Genomic DNA, 14,856 nt, shown 5'->3' with positions numbered 1-14,856 from the left:
AATCATTATGCTGGATTGATATTACAATCACTGGAGAAAGTCTTATGAAACTCGCTGTATATAGCACAAAGCAGTACGATAAAAAGTATTTGCAGCATGTTAACGAGAATTATAACTATGAACTTGAATTTTTCGACTTTCTGCTGACTGATAAAACCGCAAAAACGGCCCATGGTTGCGATGGCGTCTGTATTTTTGTTAACGACGATGGCAGCCGTCCGGTACTGGAAGAACTGAAAAAGCAGGGCGTGAAGTTTATTGCGCTGCGCTGTGCGGGCTTTAACAACGTCGACCTTGACGCCGCCAAAGCGTTAGGGCTGAAAGTGGTGCGCGTCCCGGCCTATTCCCCGGAAGCGGTGGCGGAACATGCCGTGGGTATGATGATGGCCCTGAACCGTCGTATTCACCGCGCCTATCAGCGTACCCGTGATGCTAACTTCTCGCTGGAGGGCCTGACCGGCTTCACCATGTACGGTAAAACCGCAGGCGTGATCGGCACCGGTAAGATTGGCGTGGCGGCGCTGCGTATTCTGAAAGGTTTCGGTATGCGCCTGCTGGCGTTTGATCCTTATCCGAGCGCCGCGGCGCTGGAGCTGGGCGTGGAGTATGTGGATCTGCCCACGCTGTTTGCCCAGTCGGACGTGATCTCCCTGCATTGCCCGCTCACCGAGGATAACTACCACCTGCTGAACCGTTCGTCGTTTGAGCAGATGAAAGACGGCGTGATGATCATCAACACCAGCCGTGGCGGCCTGGTGGACTCGCAGGCGGCTATCGAAGCGCTGAAAACGCAGAAAATCGGCGCGCTGGGTATGGACGTGTATGAGAACGAACGCGATCTGTTCTTTGAAGATAAGTCTAACGATGTGATCCAGGATGACGTTTTCCGTCGCCTGTCCGCCTGTCATAACGTGCTGTTCACCGGCCATCAGGCGTTCCTTACCGCCGAAGCCCTGATCAGCATTTCGGAAACCACGCTGGAGAACCTGCGCCAGCTGGAAAAAGGCGAAAACTGCCCGAACGCCCTGGTGTAAACGCCTCTCGCTCCCCTCTCTTTCGGGGAGCGCTTTCAGATTTTCCTGCAAGACACCTCTTATACGCCTGTTAAAATCAGCGCTCAATCACGGAGAATATCCAGGGAGTTTTATGAAATATTTTATTGCGTTAACCGCAGCCACGTTGCTGCTGGCTGGCTGTGCCCGTGATGGCAAAGTCTCTGTCACGCCGGATGAGCTGATGCACCACCGTTTTGTGCTGCAAACGGTTAACGGCACTGCCATCAATCCTGGCAGTAATCCGCCGGAAATCAGTTTTGGCGAGAAAATGCACCTTTCCGGTGTGATGTGTAACCGTTTCACCGGTCAGGGGAAAGTGTCCGACGGCGCGCTGTCGGCGAAAAATCTGGCGATGACGCGCATGATGTGTGCCGATCCGCAGCGTAATCAGCTGGATCAGACTTTCAGTGCCATGATGAATGAAGGGGCACAGGCAGACCTCACCGGTAACCAGCTGACGCTGGCCACCGCAGAGCAGACGTTAATCTTTAAACTGGCCGACCTGGGGCAGTAATCAGTACGCGCCGCACGTGCCTGACGCGAGCGATTGTTCGCTACAACGTTTACCGTTGGGCAGTGCGCACATGCCGGTGGCCGAGCCATCAAGCTGACGTGCGACGGACAGCGATCCGCCAATCATCGCGCAGCTGGCTTCACCGGAACTGGTCATGGCGGCTTTCAGACCTGGCGCGACGTGCGCCGCCGTGGCCTGCTGAACTGGCTCGCTGCTGCAAGCCGATAACAATAATGCCGCGCACCCTACCCACAATCCTGCTCGCATGTTCTCTCCCCCGTCGATTTAGCAAAACCTATGCATAATAGGCAGCCCGGCGGCTGACGTCGAGAGCCAGACTGCGCTTTTTCTGTCCGGCCATGAGAATTTCCCCATTTTGCGGTAGGGCTCCCAATTGGTCAGGACGTAAAAAAACCCGCCGCAGCGGGTTCTTTTCTTAATCAATGATGCAGCATTTCATCGACGACCTGCTCGTTAGTCAGCTGATACGGATAATAGGTCGGCCAGTTATCCATCTCTTTCAGCAGAGCGTCCTGCGAGGTATTGCCGGTGAAAATGTGGTAATGCGCGGATTTGCGCGGGCCGATGGTGTGATCGCTGAACTGCACGAACTTCGGCGCTTTACTGTTGGCATCCTTACATTCGAACAGGTAGCGCACGCCCTTCTTGCCCGAGGTATAGGTGAGGATTTTGTAGCCCGCGTAATCGTACTTACAGGCGTTAACCACGTCGCCGGTGTGGAATTCCATCACGCCGTTTTCAATGCCGATAGTGTCCACTTTAGTGGCGTAGCCTTTGCGGTAATAGGCTTTGTACTCGGCAGCAGTTTTGCTCTTGTCCTGTTCCGCTTTCTTCTTGAATACCGGATCCAGCTCGCCACTTTCCAGCAACGGATAAACGGATTGCCATACGCCGTCCCAGTCGCTCAGGCTACGATCTTTTACGTCGCTGTCCTGGAATACGCCGTTCGCTGCTTTTTCTTCCATTTCGGTCAGCGGTTTTCCGTGAGAATGATGACCATGCACCAGCGCCTGCCCGCTCAGTAAAAGCGCCCCGAGCGCCATTGCCACTGTTCCATATTGCTTTATCAAAACGCTACCCTCATTAAGATTTAGAAACATGGATGTTATGATATAACATTTATATTTTCAAGCCCGACCATTAAACATCAATTCATTGACCGGGGTTATGAGGAGTACACAAAAGCGAAAATGGCTTCAGAGGGGATTTGCTAAAATAGAAGCATAATTACAGGGCACGCCGGTGTTATGCGTGTCCCTTTTATTGCGCAATGTAAGGGTGTCCTATGATCACAACTGACGGTAATGGCGCAGTCGCCTCAGTGGCGTTCCGCACCAGCGAAGTTATCGCCATCTACCCTATTACCCCCAGCTCCACCATGGCCGAGCAGGCTGACGCCTGGGCGGGCAACGGGCTGAAAAACGTCTGGGGCGATGTCCCGCGTGTGGTGGAGATGCAGTCGGAAGCCGGGGCGATTGCCGCCGTGCACGGCGCGCTGCAAACCGGGGCGCTTTCCACCTCTTTCACCTCGTCGCAGGGCCTGCTGCTGATGATCCCCACGCTGTATAAGCTGGCCGGGCAGTTAACGCCGTTTGTGCTGCACGTGGCGGCGCGCACCGTGGCGACCCATGCGCTGTCGATCTTTGGCGATCACTCTGACGTCATGGCTGTGCGCCAGACCGGCTGCGCCATGCTGTGCGCCAGCAGCATGCAGGAAGCGCAGGATTTCGCGCTGATTTCCCATATTGCGACGCTGAAAAGCCGGGTGCCATTTATTCATTTCTTTGATGGTTTCCGCACCTCCCACGAAATCAACAAAATCGCCCCGATCGCCGACGAGACCATCCGCGCCCTGCTGCCGCAGGAGGAGATCGCCGCCCACCGTGCCCGGGCATTAAACCCGGAGCATCCGGTGATCCGTGGCACCTCGGCGAATCCTGATACTTATTTCCAGTCACGCGAAGCGACTAACCCCTGGTATAACGCCGTTTACGATCACGTTGAGCAGGCAATGGATGATTTCGTCGCCGCTACCGGTCGCGCCTATAAGCCGTTTGAATATTACGGCCACCCGCAGGCGGAGCGCGTCATTATTCTGATGGGCTCGGCGATCGGTACCTGTGAAGAGGTGGTGGATGAATTACTCACCCGCGGCGAAAAAGTCGGCGTGCTGAAAGTGCGGCTGTTCCGCCCGTTCTCGGCGCGGCATTTGCTGGCGGCGTTGCCGGAAAGCGCGCGCACTATTGCCGTGCTGGATCGCACCAAAGAGCCGGGTGCCCATGCGGAACCGCTCTATCTCGACGTGATGACCGCGCTGGCGGAAGCCTTCAGTAACGGCGAACGCGACGCCCTGCCGCGTGTGATTGGCGGGCGCTACGGCCTCTCCTCCAAAGAATTTGGCCCGGAGTGCGTACTGGCGGTATTTAATGAATTGCAGTCGGCGAAGCCGAAACCGCGCTTTACCGTCGGCATTTACGATGACGTCACCAACCTGTCGTTACTGCTGCCGGAGAATACCCTGCCGTCAAAAACCAAACTGGAGGCGCTGTTCTACGGCCTCGGCAGCGACGGCAGCGTGTCGGCCACCAAAAACAATATTAAGATCATCGGTAACTCGACGCCGTGGTACGCCCAGGGCTATTTCGTGTACGACTCCAAAAAAGCCGGTGGCCTGACGGTGTCGCACCTGCGCGTCAGCGAGCAGCCCATTAACTCCGCCTACCTGATTTCGCAGGCGGACTTTGTTGGCTGTCACCAGTTGCAGTTTATCGACAAGTACCAGATGGCGGAGCGCCTGAAGCCGGGCGGTATTTTCCTGCTCAACACGCCTTACGCGCCGGATGAGGTGTGGGCGCGACTGCCGCAGGATGTGCAGGCGGTGCTGAACCAGAAAAAAGCGCGGCTGTGGGTGGTCAATGCGGCGAAAATCGCCCGCGAATGCGGCCTCGGCGCGCGTATCAATACCGTGATGCAGATGGCGTTCTTCCATCTGACCAACATTCTGCCGGGCGACAACGCGCTGGCGGCGTTACAGGGTGCCATCGCCAAAAGCTACAGCAGCAAAGGCACGGAGCTGGTGGAGCGTAACTGGCAGGCGCTGGCGCTGGCCCGTGAATCATTGTCGGAGGTGCCGCTGCAGGCGGTGAATGCCGCCAGCCCGCACCGGCCGCCGGTGGTGTCGGATGCCGCGCCGGATTTCGTGAAAACCGTGACCGCCGCCATGCTCGCCGGTCTGGGGGATGCGCTGCCCGTCTCTGCCCTGCCGCCGGACGGCACCTGGCCGGTGGGCACCACGCGCTGGGAAAAACGCAATATCGCCGAAGAAATCCCCATCTGGAAACCGGAGATCTGCACCCAGTGTAACCACTGCGTCGCTGCCTGCCCGCACTCTGCCATTCGCGCCAAAGTCGTGCAGCCGGAGGTGATGGAAAACGCCCCTGCCAGCCTGCAATCGCTGGACGTCAAATCCCGCGATATGCGCGGCCAGAAATATGTGTTGCAGGTCGCGCCGGAAGACTGCACCGGCTGTAATCTGTGCGTTGAAGTGTGCCCGGCTAAAGATCGCCAGAACCCGGAGATCAAGGCCATCAATATGATGTCGCGCCTGGAGCATGTGGAAGAAGAAAAAGTGCATTACGATTTCTTCCTCGATCTGCCGGAAATCGACCGCACGTCCCTTGAGCGTATTGATATTCGTACCTCGCAGCTGATCTCGCCGCTGTTTGAATATTCCGGCGCCTGCTCCGGCTGCGGCGAAACGCCCTATATCAAACTGCTGACGCAGCTGTATGGCGACCGGATGCTGATCGCCAATGCCACCGGCTGTTCGTCCATTTATGGCGGGAACCTGCCGTCCACGCCCTACACCACCGACCGGCATGGCCGTGGTCCGGCATGGGCCAACTCACTGTTTGAAGATAACGCCGAGTTCGGGCTGGGCTTCCGTCTGACGGTGGATCAGCATCGCCAGCGCGTGATGCGTCTGCTGGACACCTTTGCGGATCGTATTCCTGCCGACCTTAACGATGCGCTGCACGCCCCCGCCACGCCGGAAGTTCGCCGTGAACAGGTCGCCGCCCTGCGTCAGCAGTTGGCCGGTACCGACGGCGCGGAGGAGCTGCTGACCGACGCCGACGCGCTGGTGGAGAAATCCATCTGGCTTATCGGCGGTGACGGCTGGGCCTATGACATCGGCTTTGGCGGACTGGATCACGTGCTGAGCCTGACGGAAAACGTCAATATTCTGGTGCTGGATACGCAGTGCTATTCCAATACCGGCGGCCAGGCGTCGAAAGCCACACCGCTGGGCGCGGTCACCAAGTTTGGCGAACACGGTAAACGTAAAGCGCGTAAAGATCTGGGCGTCAGCATGATGATGTACGGGCATGTTTATGTCGCGCAGATCTCGCTGGGGGCGCAGCTTAACCAGACGGTGAAAGCCATTCAGGAGGCGGAGGCCTATCCGGGGCCGTCGCTGATCATCGCCTACAGCCCGTGCGAAGAGCACGGTTACGATCTGGCGTTAAGCCACGATCAGATGCGCCAGCTCACCTCAACCGGCTTCTGGCCGCTGTACCGCTTCGATCCGCGTCGCGCCGACGAAGGTAAAGTGCCGCTGGCGCTGGACTCCCGTCCGCCGTCTGAGGCGCTGGCGGATACGCTGATGAAAGAGCAGCGTTTCCGTCGCCTGAACGCCCAGCAGCCGGAAGTGGCGGAACAGTTATGGCAGGACGCCGCCGCCGATCTGCAAAAGCGCTATGACTTCCTGGCGCAGCTGGCCGGTAAAGCGGAAAAACACCCGGCGGAATAAGCCGCCATCCGGGCCGAATGCTGGCCCGGTACTTTCTAAAGCCCGATGCCCATCGGGCTTTTAAGCCCCCTGAAAGGCCGTTATTTCGTCACCCGATACGCTATAAAAATGATAATCTTGATGAATGCCGAGCTGTTAAGGACACCACCGTGCGCCATCATCCCGTAAAATCATCGCGAATTGCCTCCATCGGGTACGAAGAAAGCACCCGCACGCTGGAAGTGCGGTTTCATAATAAAAACGTTTACCAGTATCGCGGCGTCCCCTCGCGTATTTTCAGCGTTTTTCTGACGGTCGTCTCGAAAGGCCGCTTTTATGATGGCGTGGTGAAAGGAAAATATCCGGAGCACCGCATCGCCTGATCTTTTATCCCACCGGCACCATCAAAAAATCAGAAAACCGCGTGGTGTAGCGCGGCGACAGCATTTCACGTTTCATCTGCCACTCCTGACGGATCCCCTGCCCGGCGAAATAGAGCGTCCCCCGTCCTTTTTTGCGGTTCAGTTCATCAAGCGTCGCCATCAGCGCCTCGCTGCCGGGGCGCGGGGCATGGTCATCAAACAGATTAAGCTGGGCGACGCCCTGACTGAAGAAATCCCCCAGCATGACGCCTGCTTTCTGATAGTGGAATCCCTCTTTCCAGATGAGTTTCAGACAGCGCGTGGCGGCGTCAATAATGTCCCGGCTGTCCTGAGTGGGCGTCAGCAGGCTGATGGAAGCGCTTTTGCCATAGTAAGGCTCGTTTAACGCAAAGGGCGAGGTCTTCACGAAGGCCGAAATAAACCGGCAGTACTGGCGTTCCGCCCGCAGTTTTTCCGCCGCGCGAAAGGCATGGCTGCAAATGGCCTGACGCATGTGCTCATAGTCCGTCACCCGCTCGCCGAAGCTGCGGCTACAGATGATCTCCTGTTTGGTCGGGGTCAACTCCTCGAACGCCAGGCAGGATTCGCCGCGCAGCTCGCGCACGGTTCTTTCCAGCACCACGCTGAAATGTTTACGGATAAAGTTAATGTCGGCATCGGCCAGTTGAATGGCTTTGCTGATCCCCATCGCCTCCAGCCTTCTGGCGATGCGCCGCCCGATGCCCCACACCTCGCCCACATCCAGCCGCGCCATCAGCTTGCGCTGCCGCTCCAGGTTCGACAGATCCACCACGCCGTTAAACTGCGGCCAGCGTTTGGCGGCATAGTTAGCCAGCTTCGCCAGCGTCTTGGTTTGCGCGATGCCAACGCCAACCGTCAGGCGGGTATCCCGCGCAATGGTCTGGCGGATCTCCTGGCCGAACGCCGTCAAATCGCGGCAATTGCGCACGCCGGTTAAATCGCAAAAGGCTTCGTCGATGGAGTACATTTCCACACGCGGACAGAGATATTCCAGCGTGTCCATCACCCTTTTGCTCATGTCGGCGTAAAGCTCATAGTTACTGCTGAAACAGGTGATGTTATGGGCGCGAAACAGATCCCGCTGTTTGAAAAAAGGCGCGCCCATTACCACGCCGTATTTTTTCGCCTCGGCGCTGCGGGCAATCACGCAGCCGTCATTATTGCTGAGCACCACTACCGGCTTACCCCACAAATCAGGCCGGAATATGGTTTCGCAACTGGCATAAAATGAATTGACATCCACCAGAGCAAACATAATCAGCGCGTCGCTTTTACAATAAAAGTGACCACGCCGAATACTTCCAGCGCATCTTCGCTCAGGATGGGAATAGGTCGATAGGCGCGATTGAGCGGATTGAGTTGCAGGACGGGACGTAGCTGGAGTTGTTTGACGGTAAATTCGCCGTCGACGGCGGCAATAATAATATCGCCATGATCGGCTTTTAGCGAGGCATCCACTACCAGCAGATCGCCGTCGCTAATTCCCCCTTCAATCATTGAATCGCCCGCAGCGCGGACAAAATAGGTGGCTGAGGGATGCTGAATTAACCATTCATTCATATCGAGCGTTTTTTCAACATAATCCTGCGCGGGAGAAGGAAAACCGCACTGGACAAGATCGCCGAACAAAGGGAGCGCGTAAACCACGCGCAGTTCAGCAGGGTGATAGCACTTCATGGTGAGTCACCTTATTTGTTTTTACTGTGTATTTATACAGTAGATTTATATATTGCGCTGATCAAGTCCCTGCCCGAGCCGAAAAGTCTCATAGAATTGGCTTTATAAGATAAATTTCATTATTAATTAATCAGTTAGATATATGTGTAAATTTTTCACGATGACGTGTGACTGCGTAGTTCTTGAACGAGACGGCGCATGCCGTTATTAAGTTATGAGGCTATTAGCGCTCTATAAAACCTGAAATGGCCCAAAAAGCCATAAAGAAATGGGTGCGGTGAGGCGTGCCTGGCAACCAGACACGCGGGGATTGCTCCCCGCGTTCAGGCTACTTCTTCGGTTCGTAAGCGAGGACGGCCTTAAACTCCATACCACGCTCTTTAATGCTTAACTCACAGAGTGAATCGCGCACCATCAGCGTGAATCCCAGCGCTGTGAAACACAGCACGATGATTGCCACCAGGGCGTACTTTGTCAGCATGTCTTGCCTCCGTGCGAAGAAGAGACTAACATCTGAATTGTTCAGGTTCATACGTTGGCCTCAGGTTGATTAACATCGCCTGGGGCTTTCGTCTTTCCGGACCTTGCAAATGCTCAAAGCCAGAAAGCCTCAAGCACCCGCCGCGATTTTACACGCGCTAAACAATTTTTACGCCCGGCCTGCGGAAAAGCCTGCTCTTTTAGGAAAACGCCAGGGGCTGAGCCGGGGCGGCGGTAAATTATTCTTTGACAAGCATGGGTTGCCAATTCAACGTAGCTATAAAACGTGCTGGCATTCGCCGTCGCAATCCGTACCATACACGGCACACTTTCGCATTTTGAATGGGCTTTGCCCCACCGGTGCCCCATTTAAGATTTGAGTAAATACTAAATGCAACAAAATCAAGAAATTAACAAAAAAGAACAGTATAACCTGAACAAACTCCAGAAGCGTCTGCGCCGCAATGTGGGTGAAGCCATTGCGGACTTCAACATGATTGAAGAAGGCGATCGCATTATGGTGTGTCTGTCAGGCGGTAAAGACAGCTACACCATGCTGGAGATCCTGCGCAATCTGCAGCAGAGCGCGCCGGTCAATTTCTCGCTGGTGGCGGTTAACCTCGATCAGAAACAGCCTGGTTTCCCGGGTCATATTCTTCCTGAATATCTCGAACAGCTCGGCGTCGAATATAAAATCGTTGAGGAAAATACCTACGGCATCGTAAAAGAGAAGATCCCGGAAGGTAAAACCACCTGTTCACTCTGTTCGCGTCTGCGTCGTGGCATTCTTTACCGTACCGCCACCGAGCTGGGCGCCACGAAAATCGCCCTCGGCCATCATCGCGATGACATTCTGCAAACGCTGTTTTTGAATATGTTCTACGGCGGCAAAATGAAAGGCATGCCGCCGAAGCTGATGAGCGACGACGGCAAGCATATTGTGATCCGTCCGCTGGCCTACTGCCGCGAGAAAGACATCGAGCGTTTTGCCGAAGCGAAAGGCTACCCGATTATTCCGTGCAACCTGTGCGGTTCGCAGCCGAACCTGCAACGTCAGGTGATTGGCGACATGCTGCGCGACTGGGATAAACGCTATCCGGGCCGTCTGGAAACCATGTTCAGCGCCATGCAGAACGTGGTGCCATCGCACCTGAACGACGTTAACCTGTTTGATTTTAAAGGTATTACGCAGGGGGCTGAAGTGGTGGATGGCGGCGATCTGGCCTTCGATCGTGAATCCATTCCGCTGCAACCGGTAGGCTGGCAGCCGGAAGACGAAGACGCTCAACTCGATGAGCTGCGCCTTAACGTTGTTGAAGTGAAATGATGTTGCGCCTCTCTGGTCATATGGCCAGAGAGGCATTAAGGCTTATTTCAGTAAACGTACGCGGCAGGTCTTGCCCTTAATTTTCCCGCTCTGGAACTGCTTCCACGCCTGACGCGCTACACCCTGACGCACCGCCACATAAACATGCGCCGGATGAATGGTAATCTTACCGATATCTGCGCCATCCATGCCCATATCCCCGGTCATTGCCCCCAGCACATCCCCGGCGCGCATTTTGGTTTTTTTACCGCCATCAATGCACAGCGTCGCCATTTCGGCTTCCAGCGGCACAACTTTCACGTTTGCTGGCGGGTTCAGCCAGTTCAGCTTCAGTTGCAGCATTTCAGACAGGATATTGGCGCGCTGGGCTTCTTCCGGCGCGCAGAGGCTGATCGCCAGACCGCTGTTACCGGCTCGCGCCGTACGACCAATACGGTGCACGTGCACTTCCGGATCCCACGCCAGCTCGTAGTTCACCACCAGTTCAAGGGATTTGATGTCCAGCCCGCGCGCCGCCACGTCGGTGGCGACCAGCACGCGCGCGCTGCCGTTGGCAAAGCGCACCAGCGTCTGATCGCGGTCGCGCTGCTCCAGATCGCCATGCAGCGCCAGCGCGTCCTGCCCTGCTTCGTTCAGCGCATCGCACACTTCCTGACAATCTTTTTTGGTGTTGCAGAATACCACGCAGGACGCCGGGCGGTGCTCGCTCAGCAGCTTTTGCAACAGGCTGATTTTGCCGTTGCGGGAAACTTCAAAAAATTGCTGCTCAACGGCAGGCAGATCGTCGACGGTATCAATTTCGATAGTTTCCGGATCGCGCTGCACGCGTCCGCTGATGGCGGCGATAGCCTCCGGCCAGGTGGCGGAAAACAGCAGCGTCTGGCGCGAGGCGGGCGCAAAGCGGATCACCGCGTCAATGGCGTCGCTGAATCCCATATCCAGCATGCGATCCGCTTCATCCATCACCAGCGTTTGCAGGTGATCGAGCGCCACGGTGTTCTTTTGCAGGTGATCCAGTAAACGCCCCGGCGTGGCGACGATAATATGCGGCGCATGTTGCAGCGAATCGCGCTGCGCGCCGAATGGCTGGCCGCCGCACAACGTCAGGATCTTAATGTTCGGCATAAAACGCGCCAGGCGGCGCAGTTCGCTGGCAACCTGATCCGCCAGTTCACGGGTCGGGCATAAAATCAGCGACTGCGTCTGAAACTGGCTGGCGTCAATGTGCTGCAACAGCCCTAAGCCAAAAGCCGCCGTTTTCCCGCTCCCGGTTTTTGCCTGCACGCGGACATCTTTCCCGGCAAGGATCGCGGGCAACGCCGCTGCCTGGACAGGTGTCATGGTCAGATAGCCCAGTTCGTTCAGGTTTTCGATCTGGGCGGCGGGTAGAGCATTCAGGGTAGAAAAAGCGGTCACAGTATATTCTCGCGATAAAAGGCCAGGTTCAGCAGGCGCGTATCCTCTCAGATCTGCCCGCTCAACGCGACAATTTAATCGGCACCTCGTCCGGCGGCGGATCGGGTAAAGGCTGTGGATGGGGAATGGGATCGGGCACCGGAACCGGGTCAACGGGGATCGGGTCGGTGGGCAGCGTATCAACAGGACTAAACAGATTGAGACGGGACATAGTTACCTCCGAGTGAATGAAGCACACCTTAAGGGTAGAAGCTCACGGAAAAGAGGCAAAAAAAAGCCGACTCTTTAAAGCCGGCGTCGTACGAATCAATTGTGCTATGCAGTAATTCAAAAAAAGGAAGTAAGACAATATGGAGCGCAACGCCCATCGCTTGACGTTGCATTCACCTGCGGGAGAGATAGTGCCCTGAATGAACCGGCGTTTTATTGATTTCGCTCAACTAAGGTGGCCTTTTCATGTTTGCATTTTGTTAAAAACGTTAAAATTTACAACCATTTACTGCGATGTAACCACCAGGTAACTCCGCCGATCAATACCACCAACATCAGGCAGAAGATCGCAAAGCCGAGATGCCAGCCGCCGCCGGGAATGCCACCGAGGTTAACGCCAAACAGCCCGGTCAGGAAGGTACTGGGTAAAAATACCATTGCCATCAACGACATGGTGTAGCTGCGTCGTGACAATGACTCCTGCATCACTTGGGTGATCTCATCGGTCATCACGCCGGTACGGGCGATACAGGCGTCGATTTCATCCAGCCCGCGTCCCAGCCGGTCAGAGATATCCTGCATGCGGCGGCGCTGATCGTCATTCATCCACGGAAAACGCTCGCTGGCGAGACGGGCATACACATCCCGCTGCGGGGCCATATAGCGACGCATTACGATCAGCTGTTTGCGCAGCAGGGCCAAAAACCCCCGCGGGGGAATTTGCTGATCGAGCAGGTTATCTTCCAGATCGATGATTTTGTCGTGCAGCACTTCGATAAATTCGCTGGCATGATCGGTCAGGGCATCGCAGACATCCACCAGCCAGCCGCCGACGTCCGTCGGCCCGGTGCCTTCCTGGAGATCGTGCACCACGTCATCCAGCGCCAGCACTTTACGCTGCCGTGTCGAGACAATCAGCCGCTCATCCATATATAAACGCATCGCCACCAGCTGATCCGGGCGCTCATCGGTGCTGCCATTAATACAGCGCAGCGTGATCAGCGTCCCCTCGCCTAAGCGGCTGACGCGCGGCCGCAGGCTGTCGCCCGCCAGCGCATCGCGCACGTTGTTGGGCAACAGCGGCGTAGTCGCAAGCCAGGCCGCGCTCTCCTGATTGGTATAGTTGAGGTGCAGCCAGCAAGGATGCTTGTCGTCAATAACGTCTTCATCGCTCAGCGTCGTCACGCCGCCTTTGCCATCCAGCAGCCACGCATAGACTGCATCCGGGACGTTAACGTCCGATCCCTTAATTGCCTCCACGGCCCCTCCGCATTCAGCACTGTAATGAAAACAGTCTAGCTGTCTGCCGGGCTTAAGCAATCAGAAAAGGTGCCAGTGCGCTGAATTTTATGGAGAAATGCCGCGCCTGCCTGCGCCACTGGCTGCGGCGCGTTTTCCAGCCGGAAACTGCGCGTTCTGCCCTGGAGTTCAAGCACCTGGCTTTTCAGCACATCCGCCGAGCCGGACAGCTCATCCACCATAGTGACATTGCTTTGGGTGAGTTTTTCCAGCTCTGACAGCGCCTGGCTGATTTGTGCGATACCTTTTTCCTGTTGCAGCGTTGAAACCGAAATCTCATCCATAAGCTGGCTCACCTGCCCGGCCCCGGCGACGATCTCCTGCATGTTTTTCCCTGCTTCTTCGACCACCTGCGCGCCCTGGCTGACGTTTTGCGTCGTCACCGCGATCAGCGATTTGATGCTTTTGGCGGCTTCGGCGCTGCGGTGCGCAAGGGTTCTGACCTCACCCGCCACCACCGAAAAACCTTTACCATGATCTCCCGCACGGGCGGCTTCCACCGCGGCGTTCAGCGCCAGAATATTGGTCTGGAATGCGATGCCGTCGATCATGGCGATAATGTCAGTCATCTGCTGCGCACAGTCGGTAATGGACTGCATATTGTTCGAGACTTGATCCATTAGCTCACCGCCCCGGCGCGCGCTGCCGGTGGCTTCGCTGGCGTACTGCGTGGCGCGCTGGGTGTTTTCCGCGTTATTTCTGGTGCTGGCCGCCATTTGCTCCATGCTGGAGGCGGTCTGGATCAGCGCGGCGGACTGCTCTTCGCTTTTTACCGCCAGCTCCGCGCTGCGGGAGTGCAGCTGCCCGGAAAGATCCATGGCCGCCTGCGAGGAGGCGCGGATTTCACGCACCAGCGTGGCGATGTTACTGGAAAGATGATTGATGCCAGGGATCAACCGCCCCGCACAGTTGTTACCGAAAATCGGGATGGTGATAGATAAGTTACCGGCGATGACTTCATCGATGCTTTTTTTAACGGTATTGATCGGCGAGACTAAATAAAACGTCATATATGCCCATAATAAACCGAGCGTTATCAGCGATAAAATAGCCAGCAGAGTAATTAAGGTGACGTCTTTTGAGACGGCCATCACTATTATTTCCATGACAACAAATGTACTCAGCAGGAATAACATGATGAAGGTTCGAACACTAATATGTTTAAGCATAAACAGGCCTGCTAATACGTCAGGGAGGGATTCAGTAGTTTTATAGCATCTGGAATACCCTTTTTCACTCTCATTTTTAAGGCGCATCATGTTCGCCGTTAATAGCGGAAAGTTTTACCCAGGAGATAGTTTTTCACTGCTTAAAATATTTTTATAAGTGGATAACACTACATCTGTAGCATAAACGTTTTTGACGCCGCAGCGCGATTGTCTCAGGGATAAGCATGGCGGTATATTTAGCGTCCTTTCACGCTCTGCCCCTGAAATTTAATGTAGCCGTACTTAAATACGAAGAAATAATGTGCAACGCAAAAGCTAATGCGCCTTTTTAATAATTCGGTGATAAAGGCTAACGTCAGCCAAAAATTCCGGCGCAGATAATCTGTTTTCTGACCGCTTTGTTACAGCGCCTCCTCCCGCCGGGACAGGGTAAAATCGCTTAATAAACAAACAGCTTTTTAGCGCCTGGTTTGCTAACATAGCGCCCCTTTTACC

General features: G+C 55.5%; 14 protein-coding genes and 1 pseudogene. 6 read left to right on the top strand and 9 right to left on the bottom strand.

Annotation, left to right across the window (positions count from 1 at the left end; translation table 11 throughout):
- Positions 1-44 precede the first annotated feature (44 nt).
- On the top strand, positions 45-1,034 hold the full coding sequence (locus ACQUTD_RS13685; RefSeq protein ID WP_318375491.1) for a 2-hydroxyacid dehydrogenase: 990 nt from the start codon (positions 45-47) through the stop codon (positions 1,032-1,034).
- 112 nt (positions 1,035-1,146) lie between these two features.
- The gene (gene hslJ / locus ACQUTD_RS13680) at positions 1,147-1,569 is read left to right on the top strand and encodes a heat shock protein HslJ (protein WP_072568572.1); all 423 of its coding nucleotides are present in this window, start codon (positions 1,147-1,149) and stop codon (positions 1,567-1,569) included.
- Here hslJ and ACQUTD_RS13675 read toward each other — a convergent pair whose 3' ends face one another.
- Positions 1,570-1,836 carry a putative hemolysin gene (locus ACQUTD_RS13675; RefSeq protein ID WP_072568573.1) on the bottom strand — a complete coding sequence of 89 codons (267 nt, stop codon included), beginning with the start codon at positions 1,834-1,836 and terminating at the stop codon, positions 1,570-1,572. It lies immediately after the preceding gene.
- A gap of 173 nt (positions 1,837-2,009) precedes the next feature.
- Positions 2,010-2,633, bottom strand: coding sequence for a metal-binding protein ZinT (gene zinT / locus ACQUTD_RS13670; protein WP_473276135.1), 624 nt, complete (start codon positions 2,631-2,633; stop codon positions 2,010-2,012).
- Positions 2,634-2,875: 242 nt separating this feature from the next.
- Here zinT and nifJ point away from each other — a divergent pair, with 242 nt between their 5' ends.
- Positions 2,876-6,400: a pyruvate:ferredoxin (flavodoxin) oxidoreductase gene (nifJ, locus tag ACQUTD_RS13665; RefSeq protein ID WP_473275928.1), complete on the top strand. Its 3,525-nt coding sequence runs from the start codon at positions 2,876-2,878 to the stop codon at positions 6,398-6,400.
- 149 nt (positions 6,401-6,549) lie between these two features.
- Positions 6,550-6,762, top strand: a complete 213-nt coding sequence (locus tag ACQUTD_RS13660) for a KTSC domain-containing protein (RefSeq protein ID WP_072568576.1) — start codon at positions 6,550-6,552, stop codon at positions 6,760-6,762.
- A 4-nt stretch (positions 6,763-6,766) separates the two neighbouring features.
- Here the strand turns inward: ACQUTD_RS13660 and ACQUTD_RS13655 are convergent, their stop codons facing one another.
- The 3 genes from ACQUTD_RS13655 to ACQUTD_RS13645 form a co-directional block, all read right to left on the bottom strand.
- Positions 6,767-8,038 carry a Y-family DNA polymerase gene (locus tag ACQUTD_RS13655; RefSeq protein WP_318375495.1) on the bottom strand — a complete coding sequence of 424 codons (1,272 nt, stop codon included), beginning with the start codon at positions 8,036-8,038 and terminating at the stop codon, positions 6,767-6,769.
- 2 nt (positions 8,039-8,040) lie between these two features.
- The gene (locus ACQUTD_RS13650; RefSeq protein WP_072568578.1) at positions 8,041-8,460 is read right to left on the bottom strand and encodes a translesion error-prone DNA polymerase V autoproteolytic subunit; all 420 of its coding nucleotides are present in this window, start codon (positions 8,458-8,460) and stop codon (positions 8,041-8,043) included.
- A 328-nt stretch (positions 8,461-8,788) separates the two neighbouring features.
- On the bottom strand, positions 8,789-8,941 hold the full coding sequence (locus ACQUTD_RS13645) for a Hok/Gef family protein (protein WP_473275931.1): 153 nt from the start codon (positions 8,939-8,941) through the stop codon (positions 8,789-8,791).
- A gap of 239 nt (positions 8,942-9,180) precedes the next feature.
- On the opposite strand from ACQUTD_RS13645, the pseudogene ACQUTD_RS13640 reads away from it, so the two are divergent.
- Together ACQUTD_RS13640 and ttcA are read left to right on the top strand one after the other, a co-directional pair.
- Positions 9,181-9,276, top strand: a pseudogene (locus tag ACQUTD_RS13640) (site-specific integrase); the annotation flags it as partial.
- A 55-nt stretch (positions 9,277-9,331) separates the two neighbouring features.
- A complete protein-coding gene (gene ttcA, locus ACQUTD_RS13635; protein ID WP_473275933.1) occupies positions 9,332-10,267 on the top strand; it encodes a tRNA 2-thiocytidine(32) synthetase TtcA in 936 nt (311 codons plus the stop codon).
- Between the two features lie 42 nt (positions 10,268-10,309).
- On the opposite strand, the gene dbpA is transcribed toward ttcA, so the two are convergent.
- The 4 genes from dbpA to ACQUTD_RS13615 form a co-directional block, all read right to left on the bottom strand.
- Positions 10,310-11,683 (bottom strand): ATP-dependent RNA helicase DbpA, encoded by a 1,374-nt coding sequence (dbpA, locus tag ACQUTD_RS13630; RefSeq protein WP_473275936.1) that lies wholly within the window; start codon positions 11,681-11,683, stop codon positions 10,310-10,312.
- Positions 11,684-11,744: 61 nt separating this feature from the next.
- The gene (gene ynaL, locus ACQUTD_RS13625) at positions 11,745-11,894 is read right to left on the bottom strand and encodes a proline-rich small protein YnaL (protein ID WP_318374986.1); all 150 of its coding nucleotides are present in this window, start codon (positions 11,892-11,894) and stop codon (positions 11,745-11,747) included.
- A gap of 275 nt (positions 11,895-12,169) precedes the next feature.
- The gene (gene zntB / locus ACQUTD_RS13620; RefSeq protein WP_072568580.1) at positions 12,170-13,153 is read right to left on the bottom strand and encodes a zinc transporter ZntB; all 984 of its coding nucleotides are present in this window, start codon (positions 13,151-13,153) and stop codon (positions 12,170-12,172) included.
- A gap of 35 nt (positions 13,154-13,188) precedes the next feature.
- The gene (locus tag ACQUTD_RS13615; protein WP_412176319.1) at positions 13,189-14,283 is read right to left on the bottom strand and encodes a methyl-accepting chemotaxis protein; all 1,095 of its coding nucleotides are present in this window, start codon (positions 14,281-14,283) and stop codon (positions 13,189-13,191) included.
- Positions 14,284-14,856: the final 573 nt, after the last annotated feature.

The sequence above is a fragment of the Enterobacter sp. K510 genome (assembly GCF_055804875.1).
The sequence above is the reverse complement of the archived record's forward strand: the minus strand, read 5'-3'. Positions and strand labels throughout refer to the sequence as shown.